19 protein-coding genes and 1 other RNA gene are annotated in these 18,166 nt (G+C 54.1%); 9 read left to right on the forward strand and 11 right to left on the reverse strand.

The features are described 5' to 3' along the window. Positions 1 to 5 precede the first annotated feature (5 nt). From ACCW76_RS12695 to ykgO, 3 genes are all read left to right on the forward strand, one after another. Positions 6 to 3,155 (forward strand): multidrug efflux RND transporter permease subunit AcrB, encoded by a 3,150-nt coding sequence (locus tag ACCW76_RS12695; protein WP_038648518.1) that lies wholly within the window; start codon positions 6 to 8, stop codon positions 3,153 to 3,155. A 159-nt stretch (positions 3,156 to 3,314) separates the two neighbouring features. Then, positions 3,315 to 3,572: a type B 50S ribosomal protein L31 gene (locus tag ACCW76_RS12700; RefSeq protein ID WP_436338702.1), complete on the forward strand. Its 258-nt coding sequence runs from the start codon at positions 3,315 to 3,317 to the stop codon at positions 3,570 to 3,572. Between the two features lie 14 nt (positions 3,573 to 3,586). Beyond that, the gene (gene ykgO / locus ACCW76_RS12705) at positions 3,587 to 3,727 is read left to right on the forward strand and encodes a type B 50S ribosomal protein L36 (protein ID WP_008103894.1); all 141 of its coding nucleotides are present in this window, start codon (positions 3,587 to 3,589) and stop codon (positions 3,725 to 3,727) included. 44 nt (positions 3,728 to 3,771) lie between these two features. Here ykgO and ACCW76_RS12710 read toward each other — a convergent pair whose 3' ends face one another. From ACCW76_RS12710 to ACCW76_RS12720, 3 genes are read right to left on the reverse strand one after another with little or no spacing between them, the layout of a single operon-like run. Further along, on the reverse strand, positions 3,772 to 4,650 hold the full coding sequence (locus ACCW76_RS12710; protein WP_045816336.1) for a metal ABC transporter substrate-binding protein: 879 nt from the start codon (positions 4,648 to 4,650) through the stop codon (positions 3,772 to 3,774). A gap of 21 nt (positions 4,651 to 4,671) precedes the next feature. Further along, positions 4,672 to 5,511 (reverse strand): metal ABC transporter permease, encoded by an 840-nt coding sequence (locus tag ACCW76_RS12715; protein ID WP_045816335.1) that lies wholly within the window; start codon positions 5,509 to 5,511, stop codon positions 4,672 to 4,674. Beyond that, on the reverse strand, positions 5,508 to 6,164 hold the full coding sequence (locus ACCW76_RS12720; RefSeq protein ID WP_034828143.1) for a metal ABC transporter ATP-binding protein: 657 nt from the start codon (positions 6,162 to 6,164) through the stop codon (positions 5,508 to 5,510). The genes ACCW76_RS12715 and ACCW76_RS12720 overlap by 4 nt, the downstream gene beginning before the upstream one ends. Positions 6,165 to 6,505: 341 nt before the next feature. Here ACCW76_RS12720 and ACCW76_RS12725 point away from each other — a divergent pair, with 341 nt between their 5' ends. The 3 genes from ACCW76_RS12725 to ACCW76_RS12735 all read left to right on the forward strand — a co-directional run bounded on the left by ACCW76_RS12725 (position 6,506) and on the right by ACCW76_RS12735 (position 7,626). Next, positions 6,506 to 6,859, forward strand: a complete 354-nt coding sequence (locus tag ACCW76_RS12725; protein ID WP_034828141.1) for a hypothetical protein — start codon at positions 6,506 to 6,508, stop codon at positions 6,857 to 6,859. 146 nt (positions 6,860 to 7,005) lie between these two features. After that, on the forward strand, positions 7,006 to 7,383 hold the full coding sequence (gene tomB / locus ACCW76_RS12730) for an Hha toxicity modulator TomB (protein WP_034828139.1): 378 nt from the start codon (positions 7,006 to 7,008) through the stop codon (positions 7,381 to 7,383). Between the two features lie 24 nt (positions 7,384 to 7,407). Beyond that, positions 7,408 to 7,626 carry an HHA domain-containing protein gene (locus ACCW76_RS12735; RefSeq protein ID WP_034828137.1) on the forward strand — a complete coding sequence of 73 codons (219 nt, stop codon included), beginning with the start codon at positions 7,408 to 7,410 and terminating at the stop codon, positions 7,624 to 7,626. Positions 7,627 to 7,754: 128 nt separating this feature from the next. Here ACCW76_RS12735 and ffs read toward each other — a convergent pair. Beyond that, an RNA gene (gene ffs / locus ACCW76_RS12740) (signal recognition particle sRNA small type) lies at positions 7,755 to 7,851 on the reverse strand. A 176-nt stretch (positions 7,852 to 8,027) separates the two neighbouring features. Between ffs and ACCW76_RS12745 the strand changes: the two genes are divergently transcribed. Beyond that, the gene (locus ACCW76_RS12745; protein ID WP_038648530.1) at positions 8,028 to 8,339 is read left to right on the forward strand and encodes an MGMT family protein; all 312 of its coding nucleotides are present in this window, start codon (positions 8,028 to 8,030) and stop codon (positions 8,337 to 8,339) included. Positions 8,340 to 8,515: 176 nt separating this feature from the next. Here ACCW76_RS12745 and ACCW76_RS12750 read toward each other — a convergent pair whose 3' ends face one another. Continuing rightward, a complete protein-coding gene (locus tag ACCW76_RS12750) occupies positions 8,516 to 9,073 on the reverse strand; it encodes a YbaY family lipoprotein (RefSeq protein ID WP_436338703.1) in 558 nt (185 codons plus the stop codon). 204 nt (positions 9,074 to 9,277) lie between these two features. On the opposite strand from ACCW76_RS12750, the gene tesB reads away from it, so the two are divergent. Next, a complete protein-coding gene (gene tesB / locus ACCW76_RS12755) occupies positions 9,278 to 10,141 on the forward strand; it encodes an acyl-CoA thioesterase II (protein ID WP_034828133.1) in 864 nt (287 codons plus the stop codon). A gap of 71 nt (positions 10,142 to 10,212) precedes the next feature. On the opposite strand, the gene amtB is transcribed toward tesB, so the two are convergent. From amtB to ACCW76_RS12780, 5 genes are all read right to left on the reverse strand, one after another. Continuing rightward, entirely contained in the window at positions 10,213 to 11,502 is a 1,290-nt protein-coding gene (gene amtB / locus ACCW76_RS12760; protein WP_038648536.1) for an ammonium transporter AmtB, read from the reverse strand. Positions 11,503 to 11,535: 33 nt separating this feature from the next. Continuing rightward, the gene (glnK, locus tag ACCW76_RS12765; RefSeq protein ID WP_007886947.1) at positions 11,536 to 11,874 is read right to left on the reverse strand and encodes a P-II family nitrogen regulator; all 339 of its coding nucleotides are present in this window, start codon (positions 11,872 to 11,874) and stop codon (positions 11,536 to 11,538) included. A 259-nt stretch (positions 11,875 to 12,133) separates the two neighbouring features. Beyond that, positions 12,134 to 13,909, reverse strand: coding sequence for a SmdB family multidrug efflux ABC transporter permease/ATP-binding protein (locus ACCW76_RS12770; RefSeq protein WP_436338704.1), 1,776 nt, complete (start codon positions 13,907 to 13,909; stop codon positions 12,134 to 12,136). After that, positions 13,902 to 15,671, reverse strand: coding sequence for a SmdA family multidrug ABC transporter permease/ATP-binding protein (locus ACCW76_RS12775; RefSeq protein WP_200679623.1), 1,770 nt, complete (start codon positions 15,669 to 15,671; stop codon positions 13,902 to 13,904). Before ACCW76_RS12775 ends, ACCW76_RS12770 begins: the two co-directional genes overlap by 8 nt. A 24-nt stretch (positions 15,672 to 15,695) precedes the next feature. Next, positions 15,696 to 16,157, reverse strand: a complete 462-nt coding sequence (locus ACCW76_RS12780) for an Lrp/AsnC family transcriptional regulator (RefSeq protein ID WP_034828126.1) — start codon at positions 16,155 to 16,157, stop codon at positions 15,696 to 15,698. Between the two features lie 115 nt (positions 16,158 to 16,272). Here ACCW76_RS12780 and ACCW76_RS12785 point away from each other — a divergent pair, with 115 nt between their 5' ends. Next, on the forward strand, positions 16,273 to 17,307 hold the full coding sequence (locus ACCW76_RS12785) for a PLP-dependent cysteine synthase family protein (RefSeq protein WP_436338705.1): 1,035 nt from the start codon (positions 16,273 to 16,275) through the stop codon (positions 17,305 to 17,307). 34 nt (positions 17,308 to 17,341) lie between these two features. Here ACCW76_RS12785 and cof read toward each other — a convergent pair whose 3' ends face one another. Continuing rightward, positions 17,342 to 18,163 (reverse strand): HMP-PP phosphatase, encoded by an 822-nt coding sequence (gene cof, locus ACCW76_RS12790; RefSeq protein WP_058962236.1) that lies wholly within the window; start codon positions 18,161 to 18,163, stop codon positions 17,342 to 17,344. Positions 18,164 to 18,166 lie beyond the last annotated feature (3 nt).

Here is an 18,166-nt window from a genome sequence, read left to right on the forward strand (position 1 = left end):
GATACATGGCTAAGTTCTTTATCGATCGCCCCATTTTTGCCTGGGTGCTTGCCATCATCATTATGCTGGCGGGTACCCTTGCGATTATCAGTTTGCCGATTGAGCAATATCCCAATGTTGCGCCGCCGGCCGTTGAAATCCAGGCAACTTACCCGGGTGCTGATGCGAAAACGCTGCAGGATTCGGTAACCCAGGTTATCGAACAAAACATGAACGGCATCGATGGCCTGATGTACATGGCCTCGAGCAGTGACTCGTCCGGTACCCTGACCCTGACGCTGACCTTCCAGTCCGGTACTAACGCTGATATCGCGCAGGTACAGGTACAGAACAAGTTGCAGCTGGCGATGCCACTGCTGCCGCAGGAAGTTCAGCAACAAGGTATTCAGGTTAAAAAATCCTCCAGCAGCTTCCTGATGGTAGCGGGCTTTGTCAGTGATGACGGCAGCATGACGCAGAATGACATCTCTGACTATGTTGCTTCCAACATCAAAGACCCGATCAGCCGTACGCCTGGCGTCGGTGATACTCAGGTGTTTGGTGCGCAGTACGCAATGCGCATCTGGCTGGACCCACACAAACTGAACAACTACCAGCTGACGCCGGTGGATGTGATCAGTGCGTTGGGCACCCAGAACACCCAGGTCGCCGCCGGTCAGTTGGGTGGCACACCGCCCGTACCTGGCCAGCAGTTGAACGCCTCGATCATTGCGCAGACCCGTCTGACCAATACCGAAGAGTTCGGCAATATCATGCTGAAAGTGAACCAGGACGGCTCACAGGTGCGCTTGCGTGACGTGGCGAAGATTGAACTCGGTGGTGAAAACTACGAGATCATCGCCCGCTACAACGGCAAACCGGCTTCGGGTATCGGTGTGAAACTGGCAACCGGTGCGAATGCGCTGGATACCGCCAAAGCGGTGAAAGATGAGCTGGCCAAACTGCAGCCGTTCTTCCCATCAGGCATGAAAACCGTTTACCCGTACGACACCACGCCGTTCGTTAAGATATCGATCTTCGAAGTGGTGAAAACGCTGTTTGAAGCGATCGTGCTGGTGTTCCTGGTGATGTATCTGTTCCTGCAGAACTTCCGCGCGACCTTGATTCCAACCATCGCTGTTCCGGTCGTGCTGTTGGGTACCTTTGCCATCATCAGTGCATTCGGTTACTCGATAAACACGTTAACGATGTTCGGTATGGTGCTCGCCATCGGCCTGCTAGTGGATGACGCCATCGTGGTGGTGGAGAACGTTGAGCGTGTTATGGCGGAAGAAGGTTTACCGCCAAAAGAAGCGACGAAACGTTCGATGGAGCAGATTCAGGGCGCGCTGGTCGGTATTGCTCTGGTGCTGTCTGCGGTATTTATTCCGATGGCCTTCTTCGGCGGCTCTACCGGGGTTATCTATCGTCAGTTCTCGATCACCATCGTTTCCGCGATGGCGCTGTCAGTGTTGGTTGCGTTGATTCTGACCCCAGCACTCTGTGCCACCATGCTGAAACCGATCAAGAAAGGCGAGCACGGTAAAACCACCGGCTTCTTTGGCTGGTTCAACCGTCTGTTCGACAAGAGCACCAACCACTACGTCGATAGCGTTGGTCACATCGTGCGTAGCACCGGTCGTTATCTGGTGATCTACCTGGTGATCGTGGTCGGTATGGCGTATCTGTTCCTGAAACTGCCCACCTCCTTCCTGCCGGAAGAGGATCAGGGTCTGTTACTGGCGCAGGCGCAGTTGCCAGCCGGTGCAACCCAGGAACGTACGCAGAAAGTACTGGATCAGGTGACGGATTACTTCCTGAACAAAGAAAAAGACAGCGTTAACTCCGTATTTACTGTTAACGGCTTTGGCTTTGCGGGACGTGGTCAGAACACCGGTATTGCCTTCGTCAGCCTGAAACCGTGGGATGAGCGTGGCGATGCCAGCCTGAAAGTGCCCGCGATTGCCGGACGCGCCATGCAGGCGTTGGGTCAGATCAAAGATGCAATGGTCTTCCCGTTCAACCTGCCAGCGATTATTGAACTGGGTAACGCCACCGGCTTCGACTTCATGCTGACTGACCAGGGTAACCTGGGGCACGAGAAGTTGACCGCCGCGCGTAACCAGCTGTTTGGCATGATTGCCCAGCATCCGGATACGCTGGTGGGCGTGCGTCCAAACGGTATGGAAGATACACCGCAGTACAAACTGATCATCGATCAGGAGAAAGCGCAGGCACTGGGTGTGTCGCTGTCTGACATCAACACCACGCTGGGCGCTGGCTGGGGTGGCTCTTACGTCAATGACTTCATCGACCGTGGTCGTGTGAAGAAGGTATACGTGATGGGCCAGGCTGACTCACGTATGTTGCCAGATGACATCAGCAAATGGTTCGTGCGTAACAGCTCAGGCACCATGGTTCCGTTCTCGGCCTTCTCTTCGGCGAAATGGCAGTATGGTTCACCGCGTCTGGAACGTTACAACGGCTTACCTTCAATGGAAATTCTGGGTCAGGCTGCTCCAGGTAAGAGCTCCGGTGATGCCATGAACCTGATGGAAGAGCTGGCGGGCAAACTGCCTGCGGGTATCGGCTATGACTGGACGGGTATGTCCTATCAGGAACGTCTGTCCGGTAACCAGGCCCCTGCCCTGTACGCCATCTCGCTGATTGTGGTGTTCCTGTGTCTGGCCGCGTTGTATGAGAGCTGGTCGATTCCGTTCTCCGTTATGCTGGTCGTTCCGTTGGGTGTGGTGGGTGCATTGATCTTTACCACCCTGCGCGGGCTCAGTAATGACGTCTACTTCGTGGTGGGGCTGCTGACAACCATAGGCTTGTCGGCGAAGAACGCCATCCTGATCGTTGAATTCGCCAAGGATTTGATGGAGAAGGAAGGGAAAGGTTTGGTGGAATCAACACTGGAAGCGGCACGTATGCGTCTGCGTCCAATTCTGATGACCTCACTGGCCTTTATCCTCGGTGTTCTGCCGCTGGCCATCAGTACCGGTGCCGGTTCCGGCGCACAGAACGCCGTAGGTACCGGCGTAATGGGCGGCATGGTCACTGCAACCGCGTTGGCGATCTTCTTCGTGCCTGTGTTCTTTGTGGTGGTACGTCGCCGCTTTGGTAAAAACAAAGCGGAGATTGAGCAAGGCCATCCGGTCGAGCACAAACACTAAGTTGTCACCTGTTGAAAAGGCCGCGCAAGCGGCCTTTTTTATTGCCTGAACGCCGCCCTTCACCCGACCGTTCAATACCCTTACTGCGATCGCGGTTGCAATCAATTCGCTGCAGGTTCATACTATTGTTATATTATAACATTACATGAGAGTGCAGTTATGAAAGCCAATATCCATCCTCAATACCGTCCTGTGGTGTTCCATGACACTTCTGTCGATGAGTATTTCAAAATCGGTTCCACCATTAAAACCGAACGCACCATTGAGTTTGAAGGTGAAGTGCTGCCTTACGTGACGCTGGATGTCTCGTCTAAATCCCACGTCCACTACACCGGCAAGCAAAAAGATCTCACCAAAGAAGGCAGCGCCGCACGCTTCAACAAGCGTTTCGGCAGCTTCCTGCCGCGCGGCAATTAATCAGGAGTTCACGCATGCAGGTTTTAAGTTCATTACGGTCTGCCAAGACCCGTCACAAGGATTGCAAAGTCGTGCGTCGTAAAGGTCGCATTTACGTGATCTGCAAAACGAATCCGCGCTTTAAGGCGGTTCAGGGAAGAAAAAAGAAAAGGTAGGAAAGTGTCGTGATAATTGGCCGGGATGCTCCCCGGCCTTTTTTTTACTTCATGCTCTGCAACATAATATCGACGTTGTGCTTGAAGGCAGCAACATAAGTCGCAGCAGGACCGTTCGCCTCGGACAACGCTTCTGGATAGAGTTCACCACCTGGCTGTGCGCCGGTTTCGCTGGCAATCTGTTTCACCAGACGCGGATCGGTCTGGTTCTCCATGAAGTAAGTCTTGATGTGCTCGGCTTTCAACTGCTTGATAATCGATGCCACATCGCTGGCACTGGCTTCGGCTTCAGTGGAGAAACCGACTGGCGCCAGGAAACTCACACCATAACGCTGGCCAAAGTAACCAAAGGCATCATGGCTGGTCAGCACTTTACGCTTGCTCTTCGGCACTGCCGCAAACTCCGTTTTCGCCCAGCTATCCAGTTTTTCCAGCTGCTGAATATAGCTTTCCCCGCTCTTGCGGATATCCGCCGCATCTTCTGGATCGGCTTTAATCAGCGCATTCATCACGTTGGTGGCATAAATCACGCCGTTGTGCATGCTGTTCCACGCGTGTGGGTCCGTCACGGTTTTGCCGTCTTCTTCCATTTTACGCGTGTTGACGCCGTTGGAGGCGACCACAATCGTGCCTTTATAACCGGAGGCGCTGATCAGGCGATCCATCCACCCTTCCATCCCCAAACCACTCACAAATACCACATTGGCTTTAGCCAACGCCTGGCTATCCTGTGGCGTGGGTTCGAAGGTGTGAGGATCGCCGTTAGGCTGCACCAGCGATTTCACGTTAACGTGATCGCCTCCGACTTGCTTAACGATATCGGCCAGCACGGTGAAACTCGCCACGACATCCACCGTTTTTGCCATGGTCAGTGGGCTAATAAACATGGCGCCAATCGCCAGGCTCAGCGGTAACTTCTTCATTCGTATCCCCTAATTGTATAGTTATCGACGGCGCAGCAGGCCGCCACACGGTCCTGTTAAAACAGAAAGTAAAAACAGTACGGCAGCACTCAGCACCACCGCCGGACCAGCGGGCAGTGAGAAGTGCCAGGAAAGAATTAACCCCACCAGCGCGGCGATCATCGCCAGCAGCATGGCGATGCCGAGCATGCAGGCAAGATGGCGACTCCAGAAACGCGCGCTGGTCGCCGGTAACATCATCAATCCCACCGACATCAACGTGCCGAGCACCTGAAAACCCGCCACCAGATTCAGCACGACCAACATCAGGAAGATGCCGTGGACGATCGGCGCGCTCCACTTGCCTTGAGCACGCAGGAAATCCGGATCGAACGCATCGATCACCAGCGGGCGGAAAATCACTGCCAGCATCAGCAAAGTGAAAGCCGCGATGCCGCCCACTAGCAGGATGGCCGCGTTATCGACGGCCAGCAGTGAACCGAACAGAACGTGCAGCAGATCGACGCTCGATCCGCGCAATGACACCAGCGTCACGCCCAGCGCCAGCGAGCCGAGATAAAAGCCTGAGAAACTGGCGTCCTCTTTTAAGGGGGTGTAGCGACTGACGGCACCAGAAAGCAGCGCAACGGCTAATCCCGCAATCAACCCGCCGATGCCCATCGCTACCAGCGATAAGCCGGAAACCAGATAGCCAATCGCCGCGCCAGGCAGCACCGCGTGGGAGAGCGCATCACCCACCAGACTCATACGACGCAGTGAAAGGAAAACACCCAGCGGCGTGGCGCTCAGCGCTAATGCCACACAAGCCACTAACGCGCGGCGCATAAAACCAAATTCGATAAACGGTTGAATCAATGTCACGAGGCCACCCTGCGCAGCAGTGGAGTTTGAGCGGAGTCAGCATCGTCGAGCGACAACACATCTTTGAAGTAACGCGCAACCAGTGGGCGATCGTGCAACACCACTAATAAGGTGGTGCCCGCCTGCTGCTGCTGCTCGAGGATTGACATCAACAGCGTGACGGTTTGCGTATCGATGCCATTAAAGGGTTCATCCAGCAGCCAGACTTTACTTTGCTGCAGCATCAGGCGCGCAAACAGCACACGTTGCAACTGGCCGCCGGAAAGCATAGAAGGCTGCGCATCGGCGAAATCACGCATCTGCACGGCATCCAGTGCGGCATCGATCTCCTGTCGCATCGCACGATTGATGCCACCAAACCAGCCGCAGCGCGGCCAGCATCCCATAGCAACCAGCTCATAAACCGTAAGCGGGAAACGAGTTTCTAACTCACTACGCTGCGGTAACCAGCCAAGCGCCTTAGGCGAAATCTTTAATTCGCAAGTCCCTGCAATAGGTGGCAACAGACCGGCGATGGTTTTCAGTAGCGTGGATTTTCCGGTGCCGTTCGCGCCGATTAATGCCGTCATGCTGCCTGCCGCCAGTTCTCCGGTCACTATCGGCGTCACCGCTTGTCCCTGATAGCCGCCCTGCAAGCGATTGAAATGCATCATTTCTGCATTCCCCAATAGATAGCCAGCGCCAGGAACGCGATAAGCAACAGCGCGACCATTAAGCGACCGCTGAGTGAAAGGAGTAAACCACTGTGATTCATGGTGGGAGGCCAAATACGTTATAACATAACATTATACTACCCGATCTCCCTGACGCGACGCCCGGGAGAAAGTGTTTCAAAAGTTAACCATTCGGCGCTCCCTCTGTGGCTATCACTGGATCTGAATCGATTGAGTGATAAATCCCATCGCAACGATTACGTATTCTGCACAGAGTTAACTTGCAATATTTGGCCAGAAGCCCAATGATAGATTCATCCTCCTTTTTTACCGGAAGCGAAATGCAGTCTATTATTCATTGTGATATTGCTGTGGATGAGGACGATTGCGAGAAGTTGCAGGCTATTATCCAGGGGAATATTCTCAAAATAGCCGAAGCCCTGGCAGGTGATTTACAGTGGTATTCTCAAAACGCGCAATTAGTTCCCGACAGTTTTAAGATTATTTCCATTCAACCGCACGACAACAATCGATTTAAAATGCTTTACGATTTTAAGTGGGATTTATTTAATCCTTGCCTGGATTTAAATGAAACATCTACCCAGCATGAAGAAGTTTTGTTCCAGATAGTACCGGGCGCACTGGTGTTTTCAGTGATAGACAATACCCGCCCCTCGCCAGCCGACGAATTGTAATATTTGGTAATCGAGGTGAGCAAAGCTAATGAATGTGGATTATATTTAAGGAGTCGCTGAATTCTTAATATTCGTGATCGCTTCCTGATAGCTTTTCCAAATCTCGCCGCGCTGCGGTCACTGTGCAAGCTCTGGAGGGGAAAAAGATGGACGAATACTCACCAAAACGGCATGATATTGCCCAGCTTAAATTCCTGTGTGAGAACCTGTTTGACGAAAGTATGGCGACACTGACTGACAGCCATCACGGCTGGGTGAATGACCCTACTGCGGAAAGCAATTTACAGCTCAACGATTTGATTGAGCATATCGCGTCTTTCACGATGAATTACAAAATTAAGCACGTTGAAGATGAAGCGCTGATTACGCAAATCGATGAATATCTTGACGATACCTTTATGCTGTTTAGCAGTTATGGAATCAATACTCAGGATCTTCAACGGTGGCAACGTTCAGCAAGACGCTTATTTAATCTGTTTGCCGAAGAGTGCGCTTTTCTCCAACAACCCAGCCATTCCTTTTAGCATCAGAGTGAGACCGGTTTATTTATGAGCAACCAAGCCTTAACCAAAACAGACTATTTGATGCGACTGCGTCGTTGTCGCTCAATTGACACCCTTGAACGGGTGATTGAAAAGAACAAGTACGAATTATCTGACAACGAGCTCGCGGTATTTTATTCTGCTGCCGATCATCGCCTTGCAGAACTGACGATGAATAAGCTTTACGATAAAGTACCGGTTTCTGTCTGGAAGTTCGTCCGCTAACTATTTTTATCCGCTGTTCGTTACGCCCTCTTTTCACTTCAGGGAATGATTCACAGGCAAAGGAGTGCCAGCGTTTCGCTGTGTACTGATTTCTTGAGGATTTTTTCGGAGAGTAGAAATGGTGGAGGCCCTGCCAGCTACATCCCGGCACACGCGTCGCCTGCTGCGGCTGCTTCCTTCCGGACCTGACCGAGTTCACAAGTTAGCGTTGCGGGAGAACCAACAGGGCCCCCATTGACGAGCTCTCTTTCGAGAGCGCAGGCATTATCAAGTAACCCCCTGGCAATTGCAAGCGCAGGCCGGGTGACCGTTGTTTTCTTGAACAGCTCTCCAGTAAAACCCTGATTCTCGCCCTCCAGGCATGCTAAAGTCGGCATTTACTCGCTGAATCAGGTGCGTGCATGAACGACACAAGCAACTTTTCCGAGCGCGTCTGGCAAATCATTGCCGCGATCCCCAGAGGCAAAGTCACCACCTACGGCGATATCGCCCTGCTTGCCGGTTCACCGCGTGCCGCAAGACAAGTCGGCGGCGTATTACGTCGCTTACCCGAGGGCAGCAAACTGCCATGGTTTCGCGTCATCAATCGCCATGGCCGTATTTCTCTGCAAGGCGATGATCTCTTCCGCCAGCGTGATGCGCTGGAAGCCGAAGGCATTGAAGTGAGTGATGCTGGTGAGATTGAATTAGAGAAGTATCGCTGGAAGTACTAAGCGCACCATGCTGAGGTGCGGGCAGGCAATACTGTGGAGTAAAGCGTCACACGCCAGGGATGGCGTGTGCCGAGCGATCAGGGACGAGACAGCGGCTTTACGCAACAGTATTGCCTGCCCGCACACTCCCCCGCCCCGGTTTTTTACATGCTCCTCAGACTAGCACCGAGTGATTATCACATACTCGTCGGCGCAGGCACCGAAGCGGAAGGCACCACCTGCGTTGGCGACGTTGACGGCACCGTTGTCGCTGCGCCTGGCGTGGTCTGCATCGCCATATTTGTCACTGGCACCAGCAACAGTTCCGCTTTCGTACCGCCCTGATTGATTACCGGCTTCACGGTATCGGTAATAAACGCCAGTTTGCCATCAATGGCGATAGCGGCGCTTAACAGAATCCGCGCATTCGGCTGAATATCGGCCGGGTTAAACGGCAGCACAAACTGGAATGGTGCCTGTTTCCCTTCAGTACGCACCACATGCTGCGCCAGAACTTTCGATGGTGCATCGGCCAGTGAAGCGTCGGACAGCGTCACGGTTAACACTGCATCCGTCGGCAACGCAATGCGCTGACGAATGTACACCGAACCGCTAACATTAGGCTGCGTAATCGCGGCCTGCTGCCCCGCAACGGCGGAGCCCAGCGTTGGGGTGGCTACCGGCTTACTGTGATCGGCACAGCCAGCCAATGCTGCCGCCAGCGTCACACCGCTAATAACATGCCAGAGTTTCATCGATGTCGTCTCCTTATGAACACTATGATTGTCGGCGGACAATTTGTTGGGTAGCTTTTCAACCGCCGAATGCCCTTAATTCTGGCACAAAAAACCGGATTGCGCCCAAAAGCACTGCCAGCTCGCTGAAATCACGGCAAAATCATTGACGGAAACTGGTCGGATCTTTCACACTGACGCGATTGCCCCCCTGAGGAATCTGCTATGAGCCAGGCACTGCAAAACCTGCTTAATTTACTCGATCTCGAAAAACTCGAAGAAGGCCTGTTTCGCGGCCAAAGTGAAGATCTCGGCCTGCGCCAGGTGTTTGGCGGCCAGGTCGTCGGTCAGGCGTTATACGCAGCAAAACAAACCGTGCCGGAAGAGCGCATCATCCACTCTTTTCACAGCTACTTCCTGCGCCCTGGTGATAGCGAAAAAGCCATCATTTACGATGTCGAAACCCTGCGCGATGGCAAAAGTTTTAGCGCGCGTCGTGTCAGCGCGGTGCAAAATGGTCACCCCATTTTCTACATGACTGCCTCATTCCAGGCACCCGAAAGCGGATTTGAGCACCAGAACACCATGCCTCAAGTACCGGGGCCGGACAATCTCCCCTCAGAGCAGGATCTGGCACAAAAACTGGCGGCCCATTTACCGCTCAAACTCAAAGAAAAGTTTCTCGCCGAACGCCCGCTGGATATCCGTCCGGTGCAAATCCATAACCCACTTAAAGGCCGTGTCGATGAGCCGATGCGCCAGGTGTGGATTCGCGCCAACGGTAAACTGCCGGACGATCGCCGTATCCATCAATACCTGCTGGGTTACGCCTCGGATCTCAACTTCCTGCCTGTGGCGCTACAGCCGCACGGTAAAGGCTTTTTGGAGCCTGACATGCAGGTGGCGACGATTGACCACTCCATGTGGTTCCACCGCCCGTTCGATCTCTCAGAGTGGTTGTTGTACAGCGTGGTGAGCACCTCAGCTTCAGGCGCACGCGGGTTTGTGCGTGGGGAGTTCTACACGCAGGATGGAACACTGGTCGCGACCACGGTTCAGGAAGGCGTCATGCGCCAGCGCGACGCATAAAAAAAGGGGCGATATTATCGCCCCCTCGTCTTTATATAGTTTTAGCGCACTGCTCTTCTACCGCTCATTTCTTACTGGTTGTAAGCGTTCTCGCCGTGGCTGTTCACATCCAGACCTTCACGTTCCTGATCTTCTGGAACACGCAGGCCAACGATCATATCCGCCAGTTTGAAGCCGATGAAGGCGACAACACCTGACCAGACGATGGTCACGCCGCAGCTGAACAGCTGAACCCAAACCTGATGGCCCATGGTCACGCCTTCTGCGTAGCCCACGCCGCCCAGTGAAGAGGAGGCGAACACACCGGTCAGAATACAACCCAGGATACCGCACACGCCGTGTACACCGAACACATCACATGGGTCATCCACGCGCAGCCATTTCTTCAGGGTGGTCACACCCCAGATACCCGCCAGGCCACCGGCCAGACCGATAATCAGCGCGCCGCCGACACCGACATAACCACAAGCCGGGGTGATAGCAACCAGACCGGCGATAAAGCCAGAACACGCACCCAGCAGAGAAGGTTTGCCACGCATCGCCCACTCACCGAACACCCATGACAGCACCGCACCTGCAGTCGCCACAACAGTATTCAGGAAGGCCAGGGCTGCGATTTCATTTGCAGAAGAAGCAGAACCGGCGTTGAAGCCAAACCAGCCCACATACAGAATCGCAGTACCAGTGAAGACCATTGGCAGGTTGTGCGGTTTGAACGCTTCTTTACCGAAGCCAGCACGTTTGCCCACCAGATAAGCACCCACCAGACCCGCAACTGCGGCGTTGATGTGAACAACGGTACCACCCGCGAAGTCCAGCGCGCCGTCTTGCGCCAGCAGACCGCCAGCCCACACCATGTGTGCGATTGGCAGATAAGAGAGCGTCAGCCAGACCACCACAAAAATCAGTACTGCTGAGAAACGAATACGTTCAGCAATCGCGCCCACAATCAGGCCCACGGTGATACAGGCGAAGGAAGCCTGGAACGCGACGTGGATATACTGATAGAAGCTGCCCATAACCGCTTTCAGCTCGATATTTTTCAGCATCGCCCACTGGAAGTTACCGAAGAAGGCGTTGCCCTCGCTGAAGGCCAGCGAATAACCGTAAATCACCCACAGCACGCAGACTAATGCGAAGGTCACGGCAACCTGGGTCAGCATCGACAGGACGTTTTTACCGCGAATCAAACCGCCGTAAAACAGGGCGATGCCCGGAATCGTCATAAACAGTACCAGAGCGGTACAGATCATCATAAAGGCGTTATCCGCTTTGTCCGCAACGGCAGGTGCTGCCGCCATGGCCAGAGACGGTAACAGTGCCAGGCTGGTGAGGCCCAACTTAGTCATCATTTTATTCATTTCTTTCCATCCCATCACAATTCAGAGCCCCAGTTACAGTGCTGCTTCGTCGGTCTCGCCGGTACGAATACGAATAACGCGCTGCAGTTCTGCGACGAAGATTTTGCCGTCGCCAATTTTGCCGGTGTAAGCGGCTTTGCTGATGACATCCACCACTTCATCGAGTTGATCGTCCGCAATCGCGATATCAATTTTAACTTTTGGCAGGAAGTTCACGCTGTACTCGGCACCGCGGTAAAGCTCTGCGTGACCTTTCTGGCGACCAAACCCCTTCACTTCGGTAACAGTCAGTCCCTGAATGCCAATGGAGGATAAAGCTTCACGCACGTCCTCCAGCTTAAATGGTTTGATTACCACGGTAACCAGCTTCATACGTTCCCCTCCAGATAATAAATTGAGTGAGTCTCGCGGACACGAGGAGATATAAGCAAACGCTGTGCCATAAATGAAAAAAGGGGAGCAGTCAGTGGCCTGGACGCGCTATATCGCGCTTCGTTATGTGATGGGTGGCTCAGTTTGGGAACGGGGCAAAAGAAAGGTGTTGCAATATTGCACTCCTTTGGTGCTTCTAGCCTCAAAGGAGTGCATCAATACAGAACAATCCGATAAATCTGCGCAAAAAAGGTGCAATTCACCCTTCTGCTTGAGCGGGTATGCTCGCCGCGAGTTCATCACCCGCCTGCTGTAGCTGATACATCTGCCAGTAACGCCCCTGTTGAGCCAGCAACTGTACATGCGTGCCCCGCTCGGCAACCTGACCACGGTGCAATACCAAAATCTGATCCGCTTCAGTGATAGTAGAAAGACGGTGCGCAATCACCACCAGCGTGCTGTGCTGGCGTAGTGCACGCAGCGCATGCTGAATCGCCTGTTCGGTACCGGAATCGATATTGGCAGTCGCTTCATCAAGGATCAAAATTTGTGGCAGCGAAACCAGCACTCGCGCCAGCGCCAGCAACTGTTTTTGCCCGACCGACAAATTGTTGCCTTGTTCACCCAGCCGCGTGTGAATGCCCTCTGACATCGATCGTGCCAGCGAGGCAAGCTGCACTTTTTCCAGTGCCTGCCACACCTGCTCTTCCGGGATATCGCGTCCCAGCCGCACGTTGGCTAACAAGGTATCAGCCAGCACCACCGGATCCTGCTGCACCATAGCGACGCTTTGGCGTAACGCTTCATGCGTCAGCTGCGGTAAGGGGCGACCATCCAGCTCGATGCTGCCGCGTGTCACCGGGTAATATCCCATCAGTAAATTCGCCAGCGTACTTTTGCCACTGCCTGTATGCCCCACCAGCGCCACAAAACCGCGCGCCGGCACCTCGAGGCTGATATGGCTCAGTACATCCCGATTATCGCGGTAGGCAAAACTGACATCGTGCAAGGTAATACGCCCTGAGGCCAACGGCAGGTTATCTGTGCCGTATCCCTGTTGAGTGGCATCCATCAGTTCGAAGATACGCTCGCCGGAAACCACCGCCTGCTGCAACATCGATTGTTGCGTGGTGAGCTCAATCAAGGGTTCGTTCAGTCGTCCCAGATAGGTAATAAAGGCGTAGAGCACGCCGACCTCAAACACTCCGGGCGTGGCAAAGCTGAACAGCATCAGCAGCCCACAGAGTATCATCGCCGAAAACAGACTCAGCAGCGGACGCAACAAAAAACCGTCCAGTCGCAGGGTTTCCATGCGCGCCAGATAGTGTGAGCGGCTGGCTTCGCCCATGCGTTCACCAAAGCGCGCCTGCTGGCGAAACTGCTGGATCACGCTCATGCCGTTGATCACTTCATTGAAACCATTATTGATATCCGCCAGATAGCTACGCACACGACGCGCAATCGGCGTGCTGTAACGCTGATAAATCAGCATCACCGTGAGTACCAGCGGGAAGATGACAATCGCCACCAGCGCCATGCGCCAGTCGAGCGAGAACATCGCCACCAGCATTGCGCCAATCAGTGCGGCACTGCGCAGCACGGTAGCCACCACCGTGACGTAGAGATCTTTGATCACTTCTGTATCGTTGGTAACGCGCGAGATAATCTGCCCCACCGGCTGGGTATCAAAGGCGCTAAGCGGCTGACGCAGTGCCGCGTTCATCACGTCCATGCGTAACTGCTGCACCACACCAATCGCCGCGCGATTAAACAGCAGCGCCTGGAAATAGTGCAAACCAGCAGCCAGCAGTTGCAGCAAAATAAAGCACACCAGCAGCCCAATGGCGATGCCCCAGGGCATTTGGTGTTTTGCCACCAGATTATCAATGAAGTAGCTCACCAGCACCGGGCCGGTGACTTCTGCCGCCGCCGCAATCCACAGCATGCCGACCGCCAGCCACAGCGATTTTCGCCAGGGTTTGCCGTATGACAGCAGGCGTTTCAGGGTTGGCCACAAACGTTGCGATTTAGCCATGATTCGCCTCCTCTGCGGTTTCATCTTCATCCAGCGCCGCTTCGAGTTGCTGATAGCGGTACATATCGCGATACCATCCCTCTTTCGCTAGCAGGCTGTCGTGATCGCCGCGCTGACTCACCGCACCTTGTTGCAGCACCAGAATTTCACTGGCTTCAGTCAACGCCGATAAACGATGCGCGCTGATGATCAACGTGCGGCCTTTGCCCCACTGCCGCAGGTTGTGCAGGATTTCATGCTCTGTGCGACCGTCCACCGCGGATAGTGCATCGTCGAGGATCAGGATTTCCGCATTCAGCAACAGCGCGCGGGCAATGGCAATACGCTGTTTTTGACCGCCGGAAAGCATCACACCGCGCTCCCCCACTTCGGTGTCATAGCCCTGCGGCAGACGCAGAATGTCATCGTGTACACAGGCCATGCGCGCCACGCGCTCAATTTCTTCCTGAGACGCATTCGGACGCCCCAGTGCCAGGTTATTAGCCACGGTATCGGAGAATAAAAACGGCGTCTGGCTCACCACCGCCAGCCGACTGCGCCAGCTATCGAGTCGCAGCTGCGTCAGCGGCAGGTTATGGTAGCGAATGTCACCCTGGTCGATGTCGAAATGGCGTTGAATCAGACTCAGCAGCGTGCTTTTACCACAGCCGGTTGGACCGCACAGCCCCAACATCTGCCCCGGTTTCAGTTGAAAATTAACATGGCTCAGCGCCGCGCCTGCGTTAGCGGGATAATGGAATTCACGAATGGCGACCTGTAAATCGCCAGCGTCGTCGGGCAGGACTTTCTGCCCATCCTCCACCGCCGGAGCTTCCGCCAACAGCGCGCGAATGCGGCTCCATGCCGCGCTCCCACGTTCAACGATGTTGATCATCCACGCCAGCGCCAGCATCGGCCAAATCATCAGCCCCAGATACATCACAAAGCTGGTGAGCTGACCCAACGTCAAACTACCGTGCCACACCATCCAGCCACCGCCCGCAATCGCCAGCAGGTTAGAGAAACCCACGGCGATGTAAATGATGGGATCAAAACGTGCATCAACACGCGCCACATGCAGGTTTTTCTTGCCGGTGTCGCGCGCAATGTCAGCAAACTGTTGCGATTGGTGATCTTCCAGACCAAAAGCTTTGATCATCCGAATGCTGGTAAGGCTCTCCTGTGTTTGATCGTTCAGGCTGGAGAAGGCCGCCTGGGCCACTTTAAAGCGCTGATGCAGACGCGAACCATCTTTCTGAATGGCAATCGCCATCAGCGGCATCGGGATCAGCGCCAGCAGCGTCAGCTCCCAGCTGATTTGCACGCTCATCACCACCAGCACCACTAAGCCCATGACCAGCGAATCCACCAGCGTCAGGACGCCCTCACCGGCGGCAAATACCACGCGATCCACGTCATTGGTGGCGCGCGCAATCAAATCGCCCGTGCGATGGCGTAAATAGAACGCAGGATGCTGGCGACTCAACTGGCGATAGAAATCTTCCCGTAATTCAACTGCGAGCTGGTAAGACGCGCCAAACAACAGCACACGCCAGACATAACGCAGCAGATAGACGATCACCGCTGTCACCAGCATCACGCCAATCCACATAAAAAGTTTGCCGCTGCTTAAGGTGTGTTGCGTTACGCCATCAACAATCACGCCAACCACATGCGGCGGCAGCAGTTGCAATAACGCAATCACAATCAGCAAGCTGACGGCACCCAGATATCGCCGCCACTCGCGCAGGAAATACCAACTTAATTGGCTAAATAATCGCACAAGACACTCTCTTTCTGTGCCCGTTCAGGGCGCTACCGGCAACGCGGTGGTGTATTTAATCTCTTCCATGGCGAAACTGGAGGTCACATCAATCAGGCCTGGCACGCCATTCACCAGACGTTTATAAAATGCGTCGTAACTTTTCATATCGGCCACCTGGATGCGCAGCAGATAATCGTACTCTCCGGCCATGCGATAGAATGCCATCACTTCAGGCATCTGCTGCACCACGGCAACAAATTGCTGAAACCAGTCGCTGCTGTGCTGTTGTGTTTTGACAAACATGAAAGCGGTGAGAGAAAGACCCATCTTCTCCCCATCCAGCAGCGCCACGCGCGCACGAATAATGCCATCATCTTCCAGCTTTTTCAGGCGTTTCCAGCACGGCGTGGTGGTGAGATTCACCGCATCCGCCAGGGCTTGCAGCGATAACGTGCAATCCTGTTGCAGTATCGCCAACAAAGTGCGGTCAGTTTTATCTAGCATTCGGCGCTCCGGGAGAAAAATTTTCTCTTATTCGGGCATTATACCCGGATTAAAGCAACCTTATTTTCCTGCCAGTGCCTTACACTGTGCCCAATAATGATTACGGATTCGTCACATGCAAACGCCCTGGGTTCGCCACGCCATCAATGAAATTAACGCCGATTTTCAACGCTCTGCGGATACGCATCTTATTCGCTTTGCGCTGGAGGATTTTCCTGGCATTCGCTTCTATCTCAAAGATGAAAGCACCCATCCGAGTGGCAGCCTGAAGCATCGCCTGGCGCGGTCGCTGTTCCTGTATGGTTTAGCCAATGGCTGGATCCGCGAGAATACGCCGATTATTGAAGCGTCATCCGGTAGCACGGCAGTGTCAGAAGCCTATTTCGCACGTTTGCTGGGTCTGCCTTTCATTGCGGTGATGCCCGCCAGCACCGCGAAACGCAAGATCGAAATGATCCGTTTTTATGGCGGCGACTGCCATTTTGTCGCTGACCCTTGTCAGCTTTACAGCGAATCAGAGCGTCTGGCGCGTGAGCTCAACGGTCATTTTATGGATCAGTTCACCTATGCCGAGCGCGCCACCGACTGGCGCGGCAACAACAATATCGCTGAAAGTATTTTCCGTCAGATGGCGCATGAGCCTTTCCCCGTGCCGCACACCTTAATTATGAGTGCCGGCACCGGCGGAACCTCCGCCACACTGGGTCGCTATATCCGTTATCAGGGACACGATACGCGTCTGTTGGTGGTGGATCCGGAACACTCCGTGTTCTTTGATTTTTGGCATAGCCGCGACAGTGCGCTGCGCAACGATCGTGGCAGCATGATTGAGGGTATTGGACGCCCGCGCGTAGAGCCGTCATTTTTACCCGATGTGATCGACGAAATGATCAAAGTGCCGGATGGCGCAACGGTGGCTGCGATGCTGTATCTGGAGAAAATACTGGGCCGTCGCCCCGGCGCTTCAACCGGCACCAATTTCTGGGGTATGTTGCAGGTGGCGAAACGCATGCGGGAAAATGGCGAACAAGGTTCGCTGGTGACGCTGTTGTGCGACAGCGGTGAGCGTTATCCGGATACCTATTACAACCCTGAGTGGGTCGCGCAGAATATCGGAGATATCCAGCCGTGGCAGCGTGAGCTGCAATAAAAAACCGGACATCCTGTCCGGTTCACTGTAAGCCTCAGCATTCGGGGGAATAATCGAGGTGTGGTGTGGTCATCCAGTGATTTAAGTAATGAGACACCGCCTGTGTCTCGCAATGTCCAATAATCGGTAAATGCGGCAGCGACGATTTCAATTGATGCATGGCGTTGCCCATGATGAACCCGCTGCCAACGCGCTCCAGCATTTCGCGGTCATTCATCGCATCACCAAACGCCATACAATCCGCCATTGATAGCGACAGATGCTGGCACAGATGCGCCAGCGCCGCGCCTTTGTGGCAGTCCAGCGGCAGAACTTCCAGACAATCCCACGCTGAAAAACAGATATTGGCGCGCTCGCCCAGGGCTTGCTGCAACTCTACTTTTAACGCCTGCAGCATCTCATGCGGCGCAATAAAACAAATTTTGGTCACCTCATGCGCTGACATCTGACGCAAATCGCGCAGCTGATAATGGAAGCCACTCATCACGTGCGCTTCTAATGCACCCAACAACGGTTTGTCGGTGAACCAGCCCTCATCGTTGAAGATATGGATCGATGCCGGCGTTTGCCAATGCGTGTGGATCACCTCTTCGGCTACAGAAGAGGACAGATCACAGCCAAATAGCTGCTGACCTTCCAGATCGTGAATGCGTGTGCCATTGCCGGTGATCAACCAGGCCGGCAGAGTGAGCTGTTCACGTACCACCTGCACATCCATCAGATGGCGACCCGTGGCAAAGGCAATGGTGATATCGCGCTGATGCAAGGCATGCAGGGTGTCGATGGTTTCATTCCCTAACCGGTGCGTCGGCAGTAACAACGTGCCATCCATATCAAATGCCGCGAGGCGAGCCATGCA

This window comes from Pantoea sp. C8B4, from assembly GCF_051336905.1.
Taxonomy (GTDB): Bacteria; Pseudomonadota; Gammaproteobacteria; order Enterobacterales; family Enterobacteriaceae; genus Pantoea; species Pantoea rwandensis_B.